This window comes from Chloracidobacterium sp., from assembly GCA_016711345.1.
Lineage (GTDB): Bacteria > Acidobacteriota > Blastocatellia > Pyrinomonadales > Pyrinomonadaceae > OLB17.
Genome location: JADJTD010000001.1, coordinates 2286208 through 2307890 on the forward strand (window position 1 = coordinate 2286208; position 21683 = coordinate 2307890).

Sequence of the window (21683 nt, forward strand, 5' to 3'; positions counted from 1 at the left end):
ATTATGCTTTATTGGGTCAATTGTTTTTTGCGGTAGTAAATCAATCATAAGTCAGGAGAGTACTCGATAAATGTTACGCAACCAAAGATCTTTTCGTTTTTCACGTGTTAAAGGCTTCGCTATTTTCACAGTCCTATTGGCCCTGCTCACAGCTATAACAACCCTTGGAGCAGGGGGCTCGCATCTTGCCTTTATCGATTCAGCAACTGAGTTTTTTGGTTTGCAGACCAAGATCGCACCGATCTTTTCTAATGAGCAGACGAACGCTCCCATAACCGTCTCAAATAAGGACGAAAGCGCGTCGTCACAGGTTTTTGCCGTGACGGCCTCGCTGCCGAACCTTACGGAAACTCCCGGCAACATAACGATTCCGTTGACTGTCGGCGATATGACCGGCGAAGGCATATTTGCGTTTGATATACAGATCACGTTTGACCCGGCGGTTATACAGCCGACAGGGTCCGGCATTGACAACGTAGGAACTTTGAGCAGCGGCGCGTCGGTTTCAGCCGGTATTACGAATGCGGGCCATATTATTATCTCCGGATTTCAGGCAACGGAATTTGCCGGAGCAGGAACGCTCGTCAATTTGAAATTTACGGTCCAGAACAATCTCGGTGCTTCGACCAACCTGACTTTCGAAGACTACACCGATCCCGGCTCGGTATTTCATCCTGGCTTCAAGTTCAATGAAGGTACGCCTGTCGCAAACACAACTAACGGCAGCGTAGCGATACCGGCGGCTACAGCCACTTCAACGGCAACAGCGACTGACACGCCAACCGCAACAAATACGGCGACAGCAACGGCGACAGAGACATTTACCCCAACTGCGACGGCAACTGAGACATTTACCCCAACTGCCACAGCAACAGAAACATTTACACCGACAGCAACGGCGACAGAGACATTTACCCCAACGGCGACCGCAACTGAGACATTTACTCCGACAGCGACCGCAACGGAAACATTTACACCGACCGAGACAAGTACGTCTACAGCGACCTCGACCGCAACATTTACGCCGACACCATCCGGCCCGTGCGGATCAGGCGGCAATATTGAGATTGACAGCACAGGCTATACGACGCTCACGGCTGCATTTGCTGCGATCAATGCCGGAACGCACACAGGCGCCTTAACGGTACTTGTCTGCGCTGACAGTTCGGAAGGAACGGGAACTGCTTTGCTTAATGCAAGCGGCGGCCCATCTTCTTACTCAACGGTCTTGATCAGGCCTTTCGGCGGCGCGGCACGCACAATTTCGGGAACCGGTACGGCTGGCAGCCCGATGATCAATTTTGACGGTGCTGATAACGTGACGATCGATGGGTTGAACACGGGCGGCGATTCGTTGACCATCTCAAACTCGAACACGAGCACGACGGCTAACACGAGCACGATCCGCTATATCAACGACGCGACGAGCAATACTATTCAAAATGCGACGATCAGAGGAGCAGCCCTCGGAGCTTCTACCGGTACGATCTTTTACAGTACGACGACCGGATCGACGGGTAACGATAACAACACGGTCACGGCTTGCAATGTTGGACCTGTAGGAGCATCTTTCCCAGCCAATGGCATCCTTTCGAGTGGAACAACTACAACTCAGGCAACGCGTAACAGCGGCCTTGTGATCACGAACAACAATATTTTTGACTTCTTTACGAATACTGCGGTAATCGCTAACGGATTCCTTGCCTCTGCGGGAACGACGGATGCGACAATTACCGGAAATAGCTTCTACCAAACAGCGACAAGAACGATGTCGGTGGCGGCAAGCGGTTTCATAGGTATTTCGATCGCCGACACAAGTTCGATCAACAATAACGTCAGCAATAACTTCATCGGCGGTAGTGCAGCCTCAGCGGGCGGCACGGCATGGACGCAAACCGGTGCAGTTACACACACGTTTATTGGCATTCGTATGTCAGTCGGAAGTGCGACTGCATCGAGCCTCCAGAACAACACGATTACAAACCTCAATATCTCGACTTCATCGACCTCGACGATAAATGCGGGTATTTCGGCTGTTACCGGGGCGTTCAACATTGGAACGACAACCGGAAACACGATCGGAGCGACTACCGGAACGGGAAGTATTACTTGGACTGCTGCGGGAGCAAACCAGTTTGCCGGTATTCTTACCGGAACGGGAACGCCGAATGGAATTAATATTTCCAACAATAAAGTCGGTAGTATAACGTTCGCCGGAGCGGGAACCACGACGTTCTATGGCATAAGGTTCCAGGGTGCAGCGACGTTGGCGGGCTATACCGTTTCTAACAATTTGATTGGCAGCACCTCGACAGCAAACAGCATCACCAGTAACGCTAACGGTGCCGTTGTAGGAGTTAGTGGTACACAGACCCTGTTTCCCGCAACCGTATCAAACAATACGATTCAAAATTTGCAGAGCACGAGTACTGGAACCTCTGCATCGCTACGCGGTATTGAGCTTACGGGTTCGGTCAGTGGTCAATCAATATCTGGAAACACTATCGCTAACTTCTCGACAACGAGTACCAACACATCAGCTAATTCAGGATCAGCGTTACTTGGAATTACCTTTTCTGGTACTGCTACATCCGGAAATACGATAACCACTAATACCATTCGAGATATGGCCAGCACCACCTCTGGCGCAACTGCGGTTTCTAATCAGGGAATTTACATTGCGAGCACGCCTGGCACGACGATAAGCAGGAACTTTATTTACAATTTGACCACTGCGTCGACCAGCACAACTTCGGTGATCAACGGAATAAACCTCTTTAACAGTTCCGCAACGATCAACATGTTCAATAACATGATGCGGTTAGGATTAGGTGTTGGCAACAACCCAATTATCCGCGGCATTTTGGACAACAGTGCATCGGCTTCACCGACAAACATTCTTCACAACAGTATTTACATTGACGGAACTCAGGGTGCCAACACTGTAAATACCGCTTGTATCTCCAAGGCTGTCGCCAGCACAATGACCGTGAGGAACAATATTCTTTGGAACAACCGTGCTAGCACCGGAGCACCGGGTGCAGGAACAGGCCGACATTACGGTATTCAGACGACTTCGGGAAATCCGACGTCAAATTATAATGACATCTATACGCCAAATAATGGCGGGGCAGTTGGGTTTTCCACGGCAGACCGCGTTACGCTCACTGACTGGCGTACATTCACATCACAGGATCTGAACAGCTTTAACGCTGATCCGCAGTTTATTGATGCGACGAACGCAACGACTCCCGATCTTCATATTCATCCAACGAATGTGACTGTTATTGAGGGCAACGGTACATTGGTATCGCCTCCGACCGATGACTTTGACGGTCAGACCCGAAGCGGGCTGACACCGGTCGATATCGGTGCGGATGCAGGAAACTTTAGCGGTCTTGACCTTACAGCACCATCGATCTCATACACGGCGTTTGGCAATACGTCACTTGTGACAAACCGCACTTTGGCTGCAACGATCACCGACGCAGGCGGAGTCGCGGGCGGAGCAGATTCGCCGCGGATCTACTTTAAGAAATCGACCGATGGAAGCTATGTTTCGACACAATGTACCGGAACCTATAACTGTGTGGTTGACTACACTCTCGTAGGCGGCGGCAGCGTTGCCTCTGGCGACATAATTCAGTACTTCGTTGTCGCACAAGACACAGCCGGTAATTTGGGATCGAATCCTGCCGCAGGATTTACCGGAACCAATGTTAATGCGGTCACAACTCCGCCGACAACGCCGAACAGCTACAACATCGTTGTACCGTTCACGGGCTCTTATAATGTCGGCACGGGTGAAACATATACGTCGCTGACCAATGCAGGCGGTATATTTGCTGCAATTAACGCATCGCTCCTTTCAGGAAATGTAACGATCAACATCACCTCAGATCTGACCGGAGAGACCGGCACGAACGCTCTCAATCAATGGTCTGAAGAAGGCGTTGGTAATTACACGTTGACGCTCAAGCCGAGCGGTGCTCCGCGATCGATCACCAGCACGACCGGTGCGACCGGGTTGATCACGCTAAACGGTGCTGACCGCGTAACTATTGACGGTTCGACATCAGGCGGAACAGACCGCAGTTTGACGCTGATCAATGCCAATACAACGACCAGCGGCACGACCGTCGTCGGACTGTTCAGTTCCGGAATCGGCGCGGGTGCGACGAATAATACGATCAAGAACACGATCATCCAGAATGGCAATAAGTTTGAGGCATCAACTACGTCGTTCAACTTCGGCATCTACGCCGGAAGCGGCGCGTCGGCGACGAGCGCTGATATAGACAACCTGACGATCCAGAACAATCTGATCCAAAGATGTCAATACGGTATACAGGCTGTCGGTTTCACAGGCGGTGAGTTGAATGGCCTTGTGATTCAGGACAACACCATCGGCGGTGCTGTATTGGCTGATTATTTAGGACGATTTGGAATACTTGTCGGCACGGCGAACGGAGCTACCGTTACTCGTAATACACTAAGAAATTCTCTGTACACGGCTGCAGCGAATGGCATCGGTATTCTCGCGAGTTCGGGCTTGGTCAATTCCAGCATTACGAGAAACTCGATCAGCAACCTTGAAGCAAGTAATTCCGGCGGTTACGGATTCAGTGCTATCACTGTCGCGACTGCCAACGCATCGAGCAATCTGACGGTTGCGAACAACTTCATTTATGACATTCGAGGAACGGGTTGGACGACTGGTGCCTTGAGTGACACAGTCGCCGGAATCCGCGTTACAGGCACCACCGTTGGCGGAGTCAATATCTTCAACAACTCAGTCAACCTGTTCGGCAGCTACGCAGGTTCTTCAGGCTCTGCTACGGTATCGGCAGCCTTGATGGTCAACGGCACGACAGTTACAGGACTTGATATTCGCAACAACAGTTTTGCGAACACTTTTGACAACTCAGCCGGCACGGGCGATAAGAGCTACGCGATCTTCACAAGCACCGCGAACACGATGTTTACGTCGATCAACTACAACAACTACTATGTAAGTGGTTCAGCTCCGGGAGCGCTCGGTGCTATCAACGCGGTTGACGCAACAACACTCGGAGCCCTTGCAACGGCATCAGGCGGAGATGCAAATTCGATCTCTGCTAATCCAAATTACGCGTCCAATACGGACCTGCACGTAGTAGGAGCACCGCTGCTTAACGTTGGTGAAACCATTGCGGCGGTTACGGATGACTTTGACGGCGATGCTCGTCCACAGGGAGTCGCTTACGAGATCGGTGCGGATGAGAACGAACCGGTTTCAACACCGACTTCGACGAATACGTCTACACCTACGAATACTGCGACCGCGACGAATACGGCGACTGATACTCCAACGCCTACAGCAACTGCGGCTTGTACGCCGGCTGTGTTTGCAAATGCGACGGCCGTTACCATTCCAGGTACGGGAACCGGCTCCAGCAGCGGGTCTACAGGAAGCTCGTATCCTTCGAATATTACGGTGTCTGGTATGAGCGGTAATGTTTACAAGGTTACGGTTAAACTTAACAACCTGACGCACAGCTGGCCGGGCGATATCGACATGATGTTGGTCGGACCGGACGGAACGACGAACGCCGTAATCATGTCGGACGTGACTGATGTCTCAGGTGCCGGAGTAACGGATATTTCGTTTACTCTTGATAGCGATTCCGCTAACGCGATGCCTCCAGGATTACCTGTTCTGACCGATGGAAGCACGTATTCACCGACCAATCATGTTACCGGCGATATCTTCCTGGCTCCGGCTCCGGCGGCAGGCGGTTCGTCATTGGCAACGTTTGTTGGCGCAAGTCCGAATGGAACATGGTCGCTTTATATCAGCGACGACGCTTCGGGTGATACCGGTACGCTCGCTGGCGGATGGGAGATCAGCATTACAACTGATCTTTGCCCGACACCGACGGCAACCGATACGGCGACGGCGACGGCAACAGCTACGGAAACATTTACTCCGACTGCGACTGCAACGGAAACGTTTACACCGACTTCGACGGCAACTAATACGGACACTCCGACGCCGACAGCTACGAGTACAGAAACGAGCACTCCGACGTTTACTCCGACACCGTTCAAGTTCTTCGTTGACACGACTGCTGACACGCTTGATGCGACTATTGGTGATGGTATCTGCGCAGATGCCGGTGGTTTCTGTTCGCTGCGAGCGGCGATCTCTGAGTCTAACTTTGCACCAGGGGCCAATACCATCTCACTTCCGTCCGGCGTTTATACGACGACGCTAGCCGGTGCCGCCGAGAATGTTAACGCAAGCGGCGACTATGACATCACTTCGGATGTCATTATCAACGGTGCCGGTTCAGGCACGACTATAGTCGAGGCAAATGCCGCTCCTGGAGTTGCCACCGAACGTGTGTTCCACATTCGTGGGGCTGCTGCGGCGACAGCTTTGAACGTCAATATTAACAATCTTACAGTGAGACACGGCCGTAACACTATCAATGCGTTTGGCGGCGGCATAAGGATCGATCAAGGTACCGGCCACAATATCACGCTTGATAATCTGGTTGTTACTGCCAATTTGAACGGTTCGAGCGGAGGCGGAATTTCCATTTCAGGTTCGACCTCGGCAACCGTAAACATCAGCAATTGCACGATCTCGGGCAACAGTGCCGGATCTGCGGCCGCCGGAACGTCGGCCATTGGCGCGGGCGTACAGATCAACGTTCTGAACGCGACGACAAACATCACCAACTCGACTATAACCGGAAACACGGCTTCGTCAGGTTTGACGACAGCTGGTGGAACGGGAGCCGGACTTTCGAGCGTGGGATTGTTAACTACGATTACCAACTCGACGATCTCGAATAACACCGCCTCCGTCACTGTCGCCGGAGCAACTGTTCCTGCCTTTACCGGCGGTGTTCATGTTACGGCCGGAACTACAACCATCACGGGAAGCACGATCAGTGGTAATCAGGCACTAGTTACTGCAGGAACCGGAGCGGCCATTGTCGGCGGTATTTACAATCAACAGGCTACTGTGAATATTATTAGCTCGACGGTTACCGGAAACTCGACGACGAACACGGTAAACCCGGCCAACGCCTTCCACGCTGGCGTTCGCGCATTAGCGGGAACGGTGGCCACGACAACCAATATTACCGACAGCTCCATTAGCAATAACACTGCTAACGGAACAGAGGGCGGCGGCATAGTCAACTTTGTAACCTCAACTGCAAATGCGACTGTCAATCTGACTCGATCAACCGTAAGCGGTAATGCTGTAGGAGCAGGAGGCGCAGCGGGCGGAATTGAGAACGTTGCCACGTCAACCGGCCTGGCTACTGTCAATCTCTTAAACTCAACCGTGAGCGGCAACAGTGCGGCTGATGGAGCCGGTATCTATAACTTTGGAGCAACCGCAACGGTCAACCTCGATTACTCGACGGTAGCCGCAAACACGGCAACAAACGAAGGCGGCGGATTGTACCGAGACACGAGCGGAGCGATCAACGTTATAAGCAGTGTTGTTGGAGACAATACGGCTCCTTTGTCACCGGATATTTTTGGTGTGATCACGTCCCTAGACTACAACCACATCGAAGATCTCACTGGCGGCACGTTTGTTCCATCGGCAAATGACGTGACGGGAATCGACGCGGGCCTTGGAGCGTTGGCAAATAATGGCGGGCCGACATTTACACATTTGCCCGGTTTCCCGGTTGCCAACCTGATCCCGAGTGGTGTCAACGGCTGCGGCACGACCGTCGCATTTGATCAACGCGGAGCGGCATTTCCACGTCCGTTTGGTGCAGGCTGCGATAAGGGCTCTGTCGAACTTCAAAACGGAGTGACCCCGACGGCAACAAACACTGCAACTCCGACCGGAACAGCTACGGAGACAGCAACTCCGACTGCAACGGCGACGGAAACATCTACTTCGACACCGACGGCGACGGAGACATCTACTCCGACTGCCACCGCGACGGAGACATTCACTCCAACGCCGACGGCAACCGAAACGTCTACGCCGACTGCGACCGCAACGGCTACGGAAACTGCAACCAATACGGCCACTGCTACGCCTACAGCTCCAGCTGTTATCAACGGCACCATCACGTACGGTAATGCGAATGGCCTGCCTGCTCCGCCGAGGTTTATCTCGAACGTTCAGGTAAATGGTGCAGGATCGCCTCCGGTTTCGGCCATCACCGACGGAGTTGGGCCGACAGCCGGACAGTATTCGCTTACCGGTTTTGGAGCGGGTTCCTATACAGTTACGCCTTCCAAGACCGGCGGCGTAAATAGTGCGATCAACTCGTTTGACGCGGGCCGCATTGCACAGCACGTGTCGGCACTCAACTTCCTGACCGGCAATGCTCTGGTTGCGGCAGATGTGAGCGGCAATGGCAACATCAATTCGTTCGATGCGGCTCAGATCGCTGCTTATGTGGTCGCCCTGCCGCCATACGGAAACGCCGGACAGTGGAGATTCTTCACAATTCCGAGCATTCCGTTCCCAGTTGGTTCGACGCCTACCAGCAGAACCTATCCGTCCGTTTCCGGAACGACAAACGGTGAAGATTACACAGGTATTCTCGTTGGTGAAGTTTCCGGTAACTGGGTAAATACAGGTGCAAGGCCGGCAAGCGGGCCAGAGCGTCAGACGGCTGCTGCTCTTCCGCGTCTCGTGGCACCGGCTGATGGTGAAGTGCTGATCCCGGTCTCGGTACAAGGAGCTTCGAACAAGGGCATCATCGCATATGAGTTCAACTTGCGTTACGATCCGAGCGTGATCCAGCCTCAGGCTGATCCGATCAATGTGGCCGGAACCGTCAGTCGCGGACTTTCTGTCGTGGCAAATGCGGCTGAACCCGGATTGCTCAAAGTTGCGGTTTATGGAGCGATGCCGATCGATGAGAACGGTTTGCTCTTGAATCTCCGCTTTACGGCAGTCGGAGCACCTGGAACGGTTTCACCGCTTACGTGGGAGAAACTCATATTCAACGAAGGCGATCCTCAGACGCTCGTAACCGACGGCCAGATCGAACTCTCGGCAGCGGCTCCAAACCAAGCTGAGATGACAGGCCGCGTGGTAAATTCAATGGGGCAGGGCGTCGCAAATGCCCGCGTCATATTGACTGACATCACGGGAGCAAGCCGCTCGATGGTTTCGGATGCATCCGGCGTTTATCGTTTCGGAGGGCTGCAAGTCGGCCAGACGTTTACGATCAGCGTTGATGCGAGACAGTCGAGATTTGCCCCGCTGACGGTTAGCGTTACGGGACAGTCAGTAAATGTGGATATGATCGCCGGACAATAGAAGGTCGGCAATCTAAATAGCAAAGGGCGGGTATAATTACCCGCCCTTTTTTTGTCTAGTGGATCGTCAATCAACCGATCATAAAGACCAAGTTCCGCAAAACGCCAGATCTGCTCGGCCTGTGATCACCATCTCGTCGTCGTCACGCCAATTTACGAGCGTCATGCCGCCCTCGGAATGCACCGAAACGTTTCGTCCTGTCTTGTTCATCAATGCGGATAGAACAGCAGAGCCGCTCGCACATGTGCCTGAAGCAGCAGTCTCGCCCGCGGCCCGTTCCCAGATACGGATCTCGATGTTTTCGCGGTCCATAACTCTAACAAACACAATATTTGCGCGGTCGGGAAATCTCTCATGCGTTTCCATTGCTTTGCCGAGCGTGCGCCAGTCAAAATCGAAATCATCAACAAAGACACAGGCCACAGGATTACCAACATTCACGCCGGCAAACGTTATCTCTTCACCATTGACAGTCAGTTGTCCGTCCGTAACGTGATCGAGCCGCGTGTCCGACATTACAGGGATTTCATCGCTCCCAAACTTCGGTTTGCCGATCTCGGCCTCGAACCAGAATTCACCGCTGCCTTTTCGTTCAATCAAACGATAGTTTTTTACGCCGCTGCGCGTTTCGAGACGCAGGTTTTCAGCGGACCAGAGGCCTTTGTAGTAAAGGTAAGAGACCGCACAGCGTGTGCCGTTACCGGAAAAACCGGCAAAGCTGCCATCGGGATTAACGATCTCGCAAAAGTAATCGGCCATGCCGCCGTCAAGCTTCTCAAGGATCGAAATGCCGTCCGCACCTACGCCTGTGTGGCGATGACAGATGCTTTTTCCTAATTCAGGCAGTGAGGTCTTTGGATCGATATCGTACCGCATCGCAACGAGATAATCATTGCCAAAACCGTGAAATTTGCAGAAGTTGAAAGCGGTCATTTTATCTTTTTAATGCTGACAATAGTTTCTGCAGGGTGTTCATATTTTAGGACAAACTCGACATTGTCGCCGACCTTGAGGCCGGTCAGCAGCCACTTTTCATGAACATAAAACTCCATTATCATCGGCGGCATTACGCCTACGATCTCTTCGTGATCGAGTTCGACAGATTTAAGCTCATTGTTGATCTTTGTGACCTTTCCCTTACCCGGATAAAGGCCGTCTTTCGGCTGTGTCGAAGCAGGAATGGGGCTTTGCGAGTCCTGTACAACAGCGTTTTGCCCAAGATTGACGTTAGTCCTCTCGACCTCACGCGAAGCACACGATGACAAGTGTAAGACGGCGACGAAAGCCAGCAAAAATAAGGGTGGTTTCATATAATTTGCCTAAAAAAGTGTACAAAAGTCGTTAAAATGCCATCGGAAGAGTCCAAAAAGCCATCGGAGACCCCCCAAAAAGCCATTTCAAAGGGTCAAAAAGCCACCGAAAATTACAGCACTGAGGCACCAGATGGTACAAGGCCGGCGGGCTTGGCGGGATGGTCGGAATGGTCGGTACACGTCAGGTTTTTTGCCCACGAAAGTCACCAAAAACACGAAAGACCTTCTGCCTCAACCTGCGTCACTCTCGCCAACCAGTTCAACCCGCTTCAATCGGGTCACCTTCCTTAACACGGTAGCACTTCATCGCTTTATCGGAACAATCTTCATCGTCAGCTTCTCGCCGCCGCGAAGGACGACGATCTCGTATTCCTCACCCGCTTTCATATCAACGAGCGTGTCGGTGTAGTCCATCACATTTTTAATGTCGCGGTTCGCGAGTTTTACGACCTTGTCGCCCGCTTTGACGCCCGCCTTTGCCGCAGGTGAGCCGTCACGAACGCCGTCGATCAACATCCCATCAGTCGAATCGCCATAGTTCGGTATTGTTCCAAGCGAAATATTAAATCCAGTTCGCCCGCCCGTATTGCTCGATTTTGCGACAGTATAAGTTGGTCGCTGTGGATTCTGATCGACAGCTTTTGCTATCGACTGAACATAATTAACGATACTTAGAAGGCCGTCGTAGTTAATCTTCTCAGCGGTATCCGACGGCTTGTGATAGTCGTTGTGTGTACCAGTAAAAAAGAAAAGAACAGGTATCTTCTTTCCGTAAAACGATGAATGGTCGGAAGGGCCGAATCCATCTTCGTTAAGTTGAAGAGCAAAGTTCCAAGGACCTAATGCAAAACTATTCTCAGACTTAGAACCGTTCCGTCCTGTCCAAATACTGCTAACAGTTCCACCCAGACTGTTTTTTTCGTTTGTAAGGTCTTTCCACTCACTTGCCGTTCCGATACCGCCAATTGTCAGTTTGTTGTCGTTAAGGCGCCCAACCATATCGAGATTAATCATCGCGACGGTCTTATCGAGCGGAAAGACAGGGTTATTGACATAAAAATTCGAGCCGAACAACCCTTCTTCCTCGCCGCTGAAGGCGATGAAGATCAAGGTGCGTTTATTGGTAAAGGCACCCTTACTATCGTGCGGGTTTCTGCCTGCGAATTGGCGAGCGAGTTCAATGATCGCGGCTGTTCCAGAAGCATTGTCGTCGGCGCCGTGATGAATTTGGGTCAAGTTTGTTGCGAGGCTGCCTGAGCCGCCGTAGCCGAGATGATCGTAATGAGCTCCGATGACGATGGCTTCATTCTTCAATATCGGATCGGTGCCGGGCAAGATGCCGATGACGTTTGCTGTGTCACGGCGCTTTGCAGGCGAACTTGATTCCGTGGCAGGTGAGCTGCCATGCGGATCGCGCACCGGTGTGTAAGAAAATGGCTGAAGATAGCTTGCTTTGCCGTTCGAGCCTAACGCTCCAGGTTTTAACTTTACCTTTGCGAATTGATCGGCAATGTATTTAGCGGCCAACGCCGCGCCCTTCTCACCGGTGCGTCTGCCTTCGAGTTTGTCCGAGGCGAGATATTCGATGTGACGGCGAAGATTAGCCTCGACCGCACTGGGTTTTGTGACCTGTGCCCTCTGCGCCGAAACGCTGAACACAAACGAAAGTAATAAAAGATAGCTAAATAACTGCTTTTTCATAATTTGATCGAACTAATAAAGAGTTTTTTGATCTTTGAGCTGTCCGCAACGATCTCGCGAACCGTTGCCGCATCTTTTTTATTGAGGCGGTTGCGAGCTTTGCCGTCTTCGATAATGCGGATAGTTTGTCCGGCGGAAAAGTAAACACGGCGTTCGGCGGGAGCATTTTCGTCATTCTCGGTTTTTTGAAAATAGAAAATGAGTGCGCCGCTGTTGGAGTACAGAAATTCTTCGGCGTATTTGCGGTTTGAGATCTTTTTATCGATAACGACTTTTACGAGTTGATCGGGATACAGATGCTTCTCGCTGTCTCCGCCTCGATAAAAGAACTTATAAGTCAGATCGTATTTGCCGACGGCACGCCATTGGCGGTTGCGTTTGTTGATGACAAGTTCGTTCATCACCAGTTCGCCAAACTCGCCGCGTTCATTGTCGATCTCACAGAGCCGCGCTTTTTCAGAGATGTCAGCGTAATATTTCTGGATCTTTTCAACCGTCTTATCAACAGTCTGCGTCGAAGCTCCATTCGCGAGCAGCAACAAGAAAAGAATGCAAAATATTTGCTTTTTCATCATTTCCACTTCTGGTTTCTCTGCGATCTTAGCGTGCTCTGCGTTAAAAATTTGGATCTAAACGCAGAGAACGTCAAGTACGCTGAGAACATTATTCAACCCAATCCGCTATAAAAACATTTGTATCGCCTTGATTCGCGGCGTTTCTATTCGACGCGAACACGAGCTTTTTGCCGTCGGGCGAGAACATTGGGAAGCCGTCGAAAGTTTCGTTATATGTGATGCGTTCGAGGCCCGTGCCGTCGATGTTTATCATCGCGAGGTCGAAATTTCGTTTGCGAGGATCGGTCGCAAAGTGGTTCGTGCAAAAGATAATGCGTTTGCCGTCAGGAGTAAAGAACGGCGCAAACGACGCTGCACCGAGTTTTGTGACCTGTCGCTTGTTCGAGCCGTCAGCGTTCATCACCCAGATCTCAAATGTAAGCGGTACGACCAAATGCTCTTTTAAGTATTGCTTATCACGCTCGATGAGCTTTGGATCAGTCGGATGCGAGCCGCGATAGACGATCATTTTACTATCAGGAGAGTAGAACGCACCGCCGTCATAGCCGGGTTCGTTGGTCAGACGTTTGATATTTTTGCCATTGGTGTCCATCGAATAAAGTTCGAGGTCGCCGTCGCGTTCGCTGGTAAAGACTATTTTCTTGCCGTTTGGTGAGACGGTTGCTTCGGCGTCGTAACCGGGCGAATTTGTAATGTTCTTAATATTCTTTCCGTCTGGCGAAGCGGTGTAGATCTCGTATTCGGGATAGATCGCCCATACATAGCCTTTTGAATAATCAGGGTTTGGCGGACATTCCTTACCGCCGCTGATGGTCGATGCATAAAGCAGCTTCTTCGCTCCCTTTAAATAATACGAGCAAGTAGTGCGTCCGTCGCCGCTCGAGATCATCTGCACATTTGAGCCATCGACATTCATCGTGTAGATCTGATCACACGGCCGTCCGTCGCGTTTCGACTGAAAAATCAGCTTCTTTCCGTCAGACGAAAAGTAAGCCTCGGCATTCTCTCCACCAAAGCTCAATTGCCTGATATTCTTCAGATGACGTTCGCCACCCGTCACAAGGCTTTTCTCCTGCGCTGCAATGGTTGACAAACAGGTTATAATTACTACAAATACAAGATAAAGTGTTTTCATAATATCGATTATATTATTACGGCATAAGAATTGTGCATCCGAAAAAAGTAATTTTGCGAAACACTACTGCATATGGCGTTTGAGACAAACAAGGATGTTCTCGATTGGTACGAGGGTCAGGAGCGTACTCTGACGCCTGAATACATCGCGTCAATCCCCTGGCACGAAGTAAAAGACCATCCTATCGATAAACGTTTCATTCCGGTGCTGCTCTATATGCGCGATGTCGAAACGCTGACCGATATGTATCATCGCGAGATGCAGCGAACGCCTACGGGCAAAGATCCGTACATCAGCAAATTTATGGAACGCTGGGGCATCGAAGAGGTCACGCATGGCGAAGTGCTGAATCGCTTTTTGAACGAGATCGGTGTTGAAACGGACGAAAAATGGCAGACACACGTTCGTCAAAATGTTCCGCCAATTTATAATTCGTACACATACCTTCTCACGACGCTCACCAATTTTATCGGCAGAAAATTTACGGCAACGCATATGACCTTTGGCGCGATACATGAGATGTCGACCGCTCAGGGCTATCGACGTTTGATGGACCTTGCCGATCATCCGGTGCTTACGCAGATACTGCACGCCATCATCCGCGAAGAGGCCGCGCATACAAAATTCTATTGGAGCGTCGCGCGTTTGGAACTGCGTAGGAACGAATTTGCACAAAGATTGGCTCGATTTGTGATCGATCATTATTATGCTCCTGTCGGACAAGGCTCGTTAGCGAAAAAGCGAACGGAATATGCGATCGGCACGCTGTTTGGTGATCCGGCTGCGATGGACCGGCTAGATAAAACCGTCACCCAGCGCGTTCGCCAGCTGCCGGGCTTTGCTGATATTACAAAGATCAACGAAACCATCGGCGGCATGGCTCGAAGAGCGTCAGTAAAACTAAATGCCCTGCAAACGTCATTTTCTTTCCTTGTTAGCCTCACTTTTTTTGACCTCTGCATTCACGGCTTCTAATCCACTAAAGTGTGTGTATCGCCCTTACTTACGTGCGGGCTTTTGCATGTACTTCAACTTCCTAACGGTCTGTAAAACTCAATGTCGCCACTTGATTCAACATTTACCTTGCTTTCGGATTCTGCATAATCGAGATGAGCAATAGATTCTGATATCGCAAGGAACCGATGGACGTCGTGATCGAACGAATCAGGGAACATACGTTTTGCAACATCAAAGGCGGTGATGCCGTCTGGCGAGACGAGCGAGATCACTTTCTTTTGCCTTTCGTCGATCGATCGAACATAGCGGTGAAAGATCTCTTCGAAATCTGTCACAGGCTCACCGTGGCCTCCGTAGGCGAGCGTCGGGCGAAACTCGCGTAGGCGCGCGAGACTTACCAGGTATTCGGCAAGCGAGCGAAAGCGTTTTGACGGATCGAGCGGATCGGGTGACAGTATTGGATTTGGTGTGATGCGTTTTAGCACGCAGTCGCCGCAGATCAGCGTTCGGTCGGCCTCGCGAACGAATGAACACGAACCCGGCGTATGTCCCGGCGTGTGCAGCACTCGCAGACTGCCGCCCGAAAATTCGAGTTCCATATCGTCGTGCAGCGGCTGGAAATCAGTGTCTTCGAGCGAATCGGTGAGCAAGCTGATGTCTTCGTAGAGCGCACGCATATCGTTGAAAATAGATTCCGGCACGCCTGAGCGGAGCAGCAACTGTTTATGCACGTCATGCGAAAGTCGGCCAAACAAATGGCCGGTTTCCCATTCGTGGACCAGCACTTCGGCGTTTTTTGATTCGTCGCGCACTTGTTTTGTGAGACCGCAGTGATCTTCGTGAGCGTGCGTCAGTACGATCCTTTGAATATCCGCAAACTGCACGCCGTTACTCGCGAGTTTCGCTCGCAAGGCATCCGACGCTTCTTTCGTCTTTGGCCCGACGTCGATCAGCGTCAGCGGATCTTCCTTTATCAGATACACATTGACGTCACCGACATAGAACGGCGTAGGAATACTAAGGGGAATGATCTTCATAAGATAATTAACATTAAACTACACAATAAGATTTGTTGCCATCCAACTTGTTTTGTTCGGGCTTTCATCCAATCGGTGCTAAAATCTTGCCAGCGCTATTGATGAGCCACTTGCCTGAAAAATTCAATTCGACTATTGATGAGGCTGTTGTTCATTTGATCTCGCGTGCAGACAACGCTCGCTCGCTTGAGGCAAAAGACCTGCGGCCGCGTGTCGCGGCTGTGGTCGAGAAATACCTGCTTGCAGGCGGCAGCTCGCCGGAACATGCGGACATCGTAACGTTTGTCCAAGAGATACGCGCCGACGACCTGTGTCTGATCGTTGCGTGCGAACGCGGCGACGAGCGGGCGTGGGAAGACCTGGTCGCAAATTTTGATTCCACCGTAAAATCTGCGGCGCGAAAAATTTCCTCGAACAACGAAGACGCTGAGGATCTTGCGAGTTCGATCTGGGCGGAGCTTTATGGTTTGCGGCAAGACGCTCAGGGCAATAAGAAAAGCAAATTAGCATACTATTCGGGCCGAGGTTCGCTTGCCGGTTGGCTGCGGGCCGTTGTTTCGCAATTGGCGGTCGATCAGTTTCGGAAACAGTCGAAATTTGTCCAGATCGAAGAGGACCGCGAGTTCGAAAATCTTGCCAGCGAAGCGGCGCATGGCGATAACAACCACTTCGGATCGCACACCGAAAACCCCGAGGACCTTTTAACTGAAAAACAAACATCATCTGATGTTACCGACGCGCTGAGCGCCGCGATCGCCGAACTTGAAGCTGAGGACCGGCTTATCCTTAAGCTATACTATTTTGACGACCTTAAATTAAAGGATATCGCCGCGACATTTGGTTATCACGAGGCGACGGCCAGCCGAAAGTTAACTCGTGTCCAGACCGAAATACGAAAGAGCGTTGAACGACAGCTGCGTAACCATCACGGCTGGACCGACAGCGAAGTAAAACGGCACCTCAGCGACACAGCCGCGAGCCTCGGCATCAATCTTGAAACGATGTTCGCCGTATTGACGTTTGCAGTATTGTTGCAAGATTTCTGGGCGTGAGCGTTCTGTAAATGGTTACGAGAGCCTTTTAACCACAAAGGCACAGAGAACACAAAGGATGAAAAGGCGAGAAGAAAAATGATCTGGTGTTTTTGATTTCTTGGTGAACTTTGTGTCTTTGTGGTGAATATTTTTGATGGAACTTGAATTCGACAAAGAGATCGACGCAATTCTGCGAAAGGCGCGGCCTGATAGAGGTGTGCTTGAGCCGGAATCGAAAGAGCATCTTGATGCCGACGTGATAGCTGCGTTCGCCGAGAACGCTTTGCCTGAAAAGGCACGGCTGCTCTACGTCGGGCATTTTGCGGATTGCGACAGATGCCGAAAGCAGCTTTCGTTTGCGATGCAGATGAGTGTTACGTCCGAAGACAGCTTCGCGCCCGCTGTTTCCAAGCCTGCGGTAGAAACTATACTTCCTTGGTATCAACGTCTTTTCCGAACGCCCAATCTCGCTTTGGGGATGGGAGCATTAGTGTTGGTTTTCGGCGGGCTTTTGGGTTTTCTTGTTTTGCAGAGATCGGGCAAATCGAATGAGACCATTTCGCAGATCGCCGAGCCGGATGACAAACGCGGCGGTGCAATTTCCAGCAGTAAAAATTCTGACGCGATGCCGACGCCTTCTGAAGTTCCAATGTCCGTTGCCAACGCGGCCACCATGTCTGCAAATTCCGCTTCAAATACGGCAATGGCAAGACGTGATGCTGAACAGCCCACATCTGTAACGTCTGCTCCGGCAGATGCCGCGGCGGGAGCACGCAGCGGACAGTTTCAGGTTGATGGAGCTTCTGGTTCCGAAAATACGTTTATTATTGACGGACAAGAAGCAGCCAAGACACAGGCTGCCAAAAAGCCCGCTGCTGCCGCTCCAGTCACAGATGACTCGGCTTCGACGGGCGTTGCCGCTGAACGCGATGAGAAAAAAGCAACCGCCGAAGCGTTGAAAGAAGAAGACAAAGATCGTACCGCTCTCGCAAAACGAAAAGCTGACGCCCGAAGTGTGAGCCGTGACGCTCCGCCTCCTCCGCCAAAGCTCGCCGGTCCGATGCGTTCGCAGCAAAATCAATCGAATCAGTCGAACATTGGTCAGATGTCCGTCACGCGAACCGTAAGCGGCAAGACATTCTCGAACCGCAACGGTGCCTGGTACGACTCTGCATACAACAACCAGCCGACGACCAACATTCGACGCGGCACTAACGAATACAAAAAACTCGACGGCGGACTGAGAAACATCGTCGACTCGCTCGGCGGCATAGTAGTCGTCGTGTGGAAAGCCAAAGCGTATAGGATCCAATAGCATTATGCGGTTACTCTTAATAATTTTTACCTTCATTATTTCTGTATCGACTGCATCGGCCTGCTCCTGCGTCAATTGGTTTGGAATGTCGTTGAAAGACATGGAACAGTATCACAAAGTCATTCCAGCGATCTTTGAAGGCGAGGTCATCGCGCTTGGCGAAAAAAAATCCGTATCACGAAAGATTGGTAAGAACCAAAACTATAACGAGATCGTCCAACCGGTTCGATTCAAAGTGTTTCGGATTTGGAAAGGTTTTGACGAACCTGAAATAACTGTAGATACAGATGTCAGTAGCAGTTGTAGTTTCGTTCCGACCATTGGCACTAAATACACGGTGTACGCCGGTAGATCGCGCGGCGAGAGCTTGACCATGAATATGTGTTCTGTCGAAAGATTCGACAATGAACGGCTTAAGAAAATGAACAATGAACTGCTTAAGAAAAAGTATGGCGATGGAAAAGTGATAGAACGCAAATCAGTTCTTGAAACACCAAATTTGCCTGAAACGCTCATCATATCTATGATTTGGACGAGGATCGTAAATTTCTTCATATAAAGCCCTCAAAGGGTTAAAATGAGAGCATGAAAGCATTTGTTTTACTTTTGTGCATTCTGTGGCTTTTTGCGGCGATCTCTTTTGGCCAGCCTGTTTGGCAATCTAATCTCGACTCAAAAATCAGGTTCTATCAAACTACTGATTTCGGCATTGTTCTAGCCGGAACTGAGAAGAGCCTGTACGCCATCGATGGCAAAAGCGGTGAGCGTATTTGGCGTCGTGATACGGGCAAGATCGACGAAACTGCGGTTACGCCTGTGCCGAATACCGATCTTATTTTGTTTTCGCGCAATCTCGGAAGTAAGTCGCGTCTTGAGGCAGTTGATCTCTTGACCGGTACTCGCATTTGGGAAAGCGAAAAGGTCAAAGGGGATGTGATGCAGCTAGCGGTCGATCCTGAACATGATCTGATCGCTGTTGTTCTTGTCAAAGATCCACGCGGCAAGGCCGACGATAATTTCAAACGAAAACCGGTTGTTCATGTGCTTCGGCTATCGGACGGCGACGAGCTTTGGAAACGCGATCTCGATAACAACATCGAGATGATGCCCTCGCGTTTTGGCGAAGGCCTCGGCGACATCGATTACACGCTCGACAATTACCGCGCTCCGCTGCTCCTTGATGGTCGGCTGTTTCTGTTTTACGAAGGTTCGACTTCGTACGACGCACGCACCGGCAAAGAAAAGACGCGCGAAAAATTTAAGATCAACGAAGACGGCCTTGCGCTTACTGAGGCCGATCCGGTTTTTGATGACACCCATATTTTTGTATCGGGCAAAGGTAAGATCCGAGCCGTTGACCGCCGCACGGGAAAACAAAATTGGGAAGCAAGCGACCTCGGCATCAGCGCCGAGATGGCAATAGTCGGCGGCATTCTGTATGTGCGGACGGGCGGCCAATTTACGCAGTTGAAAAATGGCGAGCCAAAAGAAAAAGGCCCATTCGGCGTCTCGGCTATCGACACGCGAAACGGCAAGACCCTGTGGCGATATAAAGGTGCCGATAAGGGCCTGACCAATTTTGTTTTTGCCGATACCAACACAATTCTCATAGCTGACAAAGATGATCTGATAACGCTCGACGCACGAAACGGCAAGCGTGTTGCAAAACGCGATCATAAAATAGACAAGGCTCAATTCGTTTTGCTGAACGAAGGCGGACAAGCCATTGTCGGCGGACGAAATGAGATCGCTGCATTTTCGTTTCGCGACTCAAAAGCTCCTGAGCTATGGCGTGCTCGTCACACCGCTCCGGGTCGCGGCGTGTTTCGTACGGTTGCCGGAATTGCTCTTCGTGCAGCGGCACTCTATTTTCGATACGGCGGCATTGCGACTTCCGCGATCGGTTTTGCTCGAACAGGATTGAATTTTGCGAGCGCGGCAAACTCGTTTCGTTGGTCGGGCCTGCGAACTCGATTCGGCTCGGTCGATCTGACGACACTTGCGAGCAACTCGGCACGAAATTATGTTGCCGGGCGATTTTACGCATACGGTTCAATGGGACGCGATCCAGGTTTCTTAAGTCGCTTTGGCAGCTCACAAATTTCAATGCCAAATGCAACCGATATTCGCGGCCGGATAATTGGCCGCGCTATTGATCGTGCAACGCCGTCGCGCTCCGACGTTCAAGAGAGCATTTTCGACCGGCTCGATCCGGCGCGGCAGATGGAACGTTTTGGCGACTATCTGCTCCGCCGCAAACGCCTCGCTGAACTGCGCTCGAACTATATGTATTTCTACACCGACATCAAGAAACCGTTCGACAAAAAAGGCTTGGTAGGGGTAAATGTTCACACCGGCCGCGATGCAAGATACATCCTTGCATCCGACCCTGATGCGTCGTTCGTGACGGACGAAACGTCAAATCTCTTGTATTCCGCAAACGGCAGTAAGCTGCAGGCGTTTGATATTTTGAGCAGGTGAAGATCATGAACAACATACCTTTTTTTCTATGTCTGTGTTTCTTTGCTTTGGCGGTCGAAGCCTTTGCTCAAACAAAGCTGCCGACGAGATTAGGAACCGCTAATCCCATTGACGGGCGGTTTGCATGTTTGGCGATACCGAACACCAAACTGAAACCCGGTGAAAAAATACAAGTTGTTCTCCCGGATAGACCCCAAAAGGTCAAAACTGCTGTCATCGAATCAAAAGAAGTTAAGAGCTGTTCAAGTGAAATGGACATCGCATCTCGCATTTCGTTCTACCGAATAAAAATATCTAATGATCGCGACATTAACTACGGTATTGGCGTGATAGGAGTAAGACGCATCAAAGTCAAAAATGGTGTTGCCCGCTCAGATATAAATAATGATGGAAAATTGGAGTACTTTCGTAGTTGTACGAGCCGGGAAGGATTTCATTCAACCGTTTGGACCGGAAAGCCTCTCAAAGGGAAGTGTATCTGGCATACGTATTACTACCTTGGATACGATACAGAGCCTGATTGCAAGAAAAAAGAATATCAGTACTAGAAATCCTCGTTTGTGTCTGTAGCCTGCACATTAAGTACGGGCGCTCGTGAGCGTTGAAGCGCCCATGGATCTACAGATTTCATCGGAAAATCACGTAAAATCGAGAAAACCACGTCATATCGGGAAAATTGGTATTTCAATTCGTTCGGCGTTGTGTTAGCTTGGTCACGCGCATCGTTGTAGGTTTGCTGCGGTGTTGGATATTTGACAACAAAAAAAGGCGAGAAAGTTGTGGCAAACAGTGCCACAGATTGCCACAATTTACGGCGATTTAGATGCAAAAATTGCC

General features: G+C 50.8%; 13 protein-coding genes. 7 read left to right on the top strand and 6 right to left on the bottom strand.

The window, feature by feature from the left end; translation table 11 throughout:
- Nucleotides 1–70 precede the first annotated feature (70 nt).
- Nucleotides 71–9298 carry a proprotein convertase P-domain-containing protein gene (locus IPL32_09480; protein MBK8466051.1) on the top strand — a complete coding sequence of 3076 codons (9228 nt, stop codon included), beginning with the start codon at nucleotides 71–73 and terminating at the stop codon, nucleotides 9296–9298.
- 78 nt (nucleotides 9299–9376) lie between these two features.
- On the opposite strand, the gene dapF is transcribed toward IPL32_09480, so the two are convergent.
- From dapF to IPL32_09505, 5 genes are all read right to left on the bottom strand, one after another.
- On the bottom strand, nucleotides 9377–10231 hold the full coding sequence (dapF, locus tag IPL32_09485; protein MBK8466052.1) for a diaminopimelate epimerase: 855 nt from the start codon (nucleotides 10229–10231) through the stop codon (nucleotides 9377–9379).
- Nucleotides 10228–10608, bottom strand: a complete 381-nt coding sequence (locus IPL32_09490; protein ID MBK8466053.1) for a copper-binding protein — start codon at nucleotides 10606–10608, stop codon at nucleotides 10228–10230. The genes dapF and IPL32_09490 overlap by 4 nt, the downstream gene beginning before the upstream one ends.
- A 306-nt stretch (nucleotides 10609–10914) precedes the next feature.
- Nucleotides 10915–12312, bottom strand: a complete 1398-nt coding sequence (locus tag IPL32_09495; GenBank protein MBK8466054.1) for a M28 family peptidase — start codon at nucleotides 12310–12312, stop codon at nucleotides 10915–10917.
- Nucleotides 12309–12887, bottom strand: coding sequence for a hypothetical protein (locus IPL32_09500; protein ID MBK8466055.1), 579 nt, complete (start codon nucleotides 12885–12887; stop codon nucleotides 12309–12311). The genes IPL32_09495 and IPL32_09500 overlap by 4 nt, the downstream gene beginning before the upstream one ends.
- A gap of 88 nt (nucleotides 12888–12975) precedes the next feature.
- Complete coding sequence (locus tag IPL32_09505; protein ID MBK8466056.1) at nucleotides 12976–14022, bottom strand: PD40 domain-containing protein; 1047 nt, start codon at nucleotides 14020–14022, stop codon at nucleotides 12976–12978.
- Nucleotides 14023–14094: 72 nt separating this feature from the next.
- Between IPL32_09505 and IPL32_09510 the strand changes: the two genes are divergently transcribed.
- On the top strand, nucleotides 14095–14997 hold the full coding sequence (locus IPL32_09510; protein ID MBK8466057.1) for a hypothetical protein: 903 nt from the start codon (nucleotides 14095–14097) through the stop codon (nucleotides 14995–14997).
- A 53-nt stretch (nucleotides 14998–15050) separates the two neighbouring features.
- On the opposite strand, the gene IPL32_09515 is transcribed toward IPL32_09510, so the two are convergent.
- The gene (locus IPL32_09515; GenBank protein ID MBK8466058.1) at nucleotides 15051–16016 is read right to left on the bottom strand and encodes an MBL fold metallo-hydrolase; all 966 of its coding nucleotides are present in this window, start codon (nucleotides 16014–16016) and stop codon (nucleotides 15051–15053) included.
- A 110-nt stretch (nucleotides 16017–16126) separates the two neighbouring features.
- On the opposite strand from IPL32_09515, the gene IPL32_09520 reads away from it, so the two are divergent.
- The 5 genes from IPL32_09520 to IPL32_09540 all read left to right on the top strand — a co-directional run bounded on the left by IPL32_09520 (nucleotide 16127) and on the right by IPL32_09540 (nucleotide 21394).
- On the top strand, nucleotides 16127–17068 hold the full coding sequence (locus IPL32_09520) for a sigma-70 family RNA polymerase sigma factor (GenBank protein ID MBK8466059.1): 942 nt from the start codon (nucleotides 16127–16129) through the stop codon (nucleotides 17066–17068).
- A gap of 136 nt (nucleotides 17069–17204) precedes the next feature.
- Nucleotides 17205–18365: a hypothetical protein gene (locus IPL32_09525; protein MBK8466060.1), complete on the top strand. Its 1161-nt coding sequence runs from the start codon at nucleotides 17205–17207 to the stop codon at nucleotides 18363–18365.
- Nucleotides 18366–18369: 4 nt separating this feature from the next.
- Nucleotides 18370–18924 (top strand): hypothetical protein, encoded by a 555-nt coding sequence (locus IPL32_09530; GenBank protein MBK8466061.1) that lies wholly within the window; start codon nucleotides 18370–18372, stop codon nucleotides 18922–18924.
- 26 nt (nucleotides 18925–18950) lie between these two features.
- Nucleotides 18951–20846, top strand: coding sequence for a PQQ-binding-like beta-propeller repeat protein (locus IPL32_09535; protein MBK8466062.1), 1896 nt, complete (start codon nucleotides 18951–18953; stop codon nucleotides 20844–20846).
- A 5-nt stretch (nucleotides 20847–20851) separates the two neighbouring features.
- A complete protein-coding gene (locus IPL32_09540; protein MBK8466063.1) occupies nucleotides 20852–21394 on the top strand; it encodes a hypothetical protein in 543 nt (180 codons plus the stop codon).
- The last annotated feature ends 289 nt before the right edge of the window (nucleotides 21395–21683 follow it).

What these genes read in the sequence shown, in the direction of transcription:
- IPL32_09480 (MBK8466051.1), top strand. Translation starts at nt 71, where the DNA reads ATGTTACGCAACCAAAGATCTTTTCGTTTTTCACGTGTTAAAGGCTTC.
- dapF (MBK8466052.1), bottom strand. Translation starts at nt 10,231, where the DNA reads ATGACCGCTTTCAACTTCTGCAAATTTCACGGTTTTGGCAATGATTAT.
- IPL32_09490 (MBK8466053.1), bottom strand. Translation starts at nt 10,608, where the DNA reads ATGAAACCACCCTTATTTTTGCTGGCTTTCGTCGCCGTCTTACACTTG.
- IPL32_09495 (MBK8466054.1), bottom strand. Translation starts at nt 12,312, where the DNA reads ATGAAAAAGCAGTTATTTAGCTATCTTTTATTACTTTCGTTTGTGTTC.
- IPL32_09500 (MBK8466055.1), bottom strand. Translation starts at nt 12,887, where the DNA reads ATGATGAAAAAGCAAATATTTTGCATTCTTTTCTTGTTGCTGCTCGCG.
- IPL32_09505 (MBK8466056.1), bottom strand. Translation starts at nt 14,022, where the DNA reads ATGAAAACACTTTATCTTGTATTTGTAGTAATTATAACCTGTTTGTCA.
- IPL32_09510 (MBK8466057.1), top strand. Translation starts at nt 14,095, where the DNA reads ATGGCGTTTGAGACAAACAAGGATGTTCTCGATTGGTACGAGGGTCAG.
- IPL32_09515 (MBK8466058.1), bottom strand. Translation starts at nt 16,016, where the DNA reads ATGAAGATCATTCCCCTTAGTATTCCTACGCCGTTCTATGTCGGTGAC.
- IPL32_09525 (MBK8466060.1), top strand. Translation starts at nt 17,205, where the DNA reads ATGGAACTTGAATTCGACAAAGAGATCGACGCAATTCTGCGAAAGGCG.
- IPL32_09530 (MBK8466061.1), top strand. Translation starts at nt 18,370, where the DNA reads ATGCGGTTACTCTTAATAATTTTTACCTTCATTATTTCTGTATCGACT.
- IPL32_09535 (MBK8466062.1), top strand. Translation starts at nt 18,951, where the DNA reads ATGAAAGCATTTGTTTTACTTTTGTGCATTCTGTGGCTTTTTGCGGCG.
- IPL32_09540 (MBK8466063.1), top strand. Translation starts at nt 20,852, where the DNA reads ATGAACAACATACCTTTTTTTCTATGTCTGTGTTTCTTTGCTTTGGCG.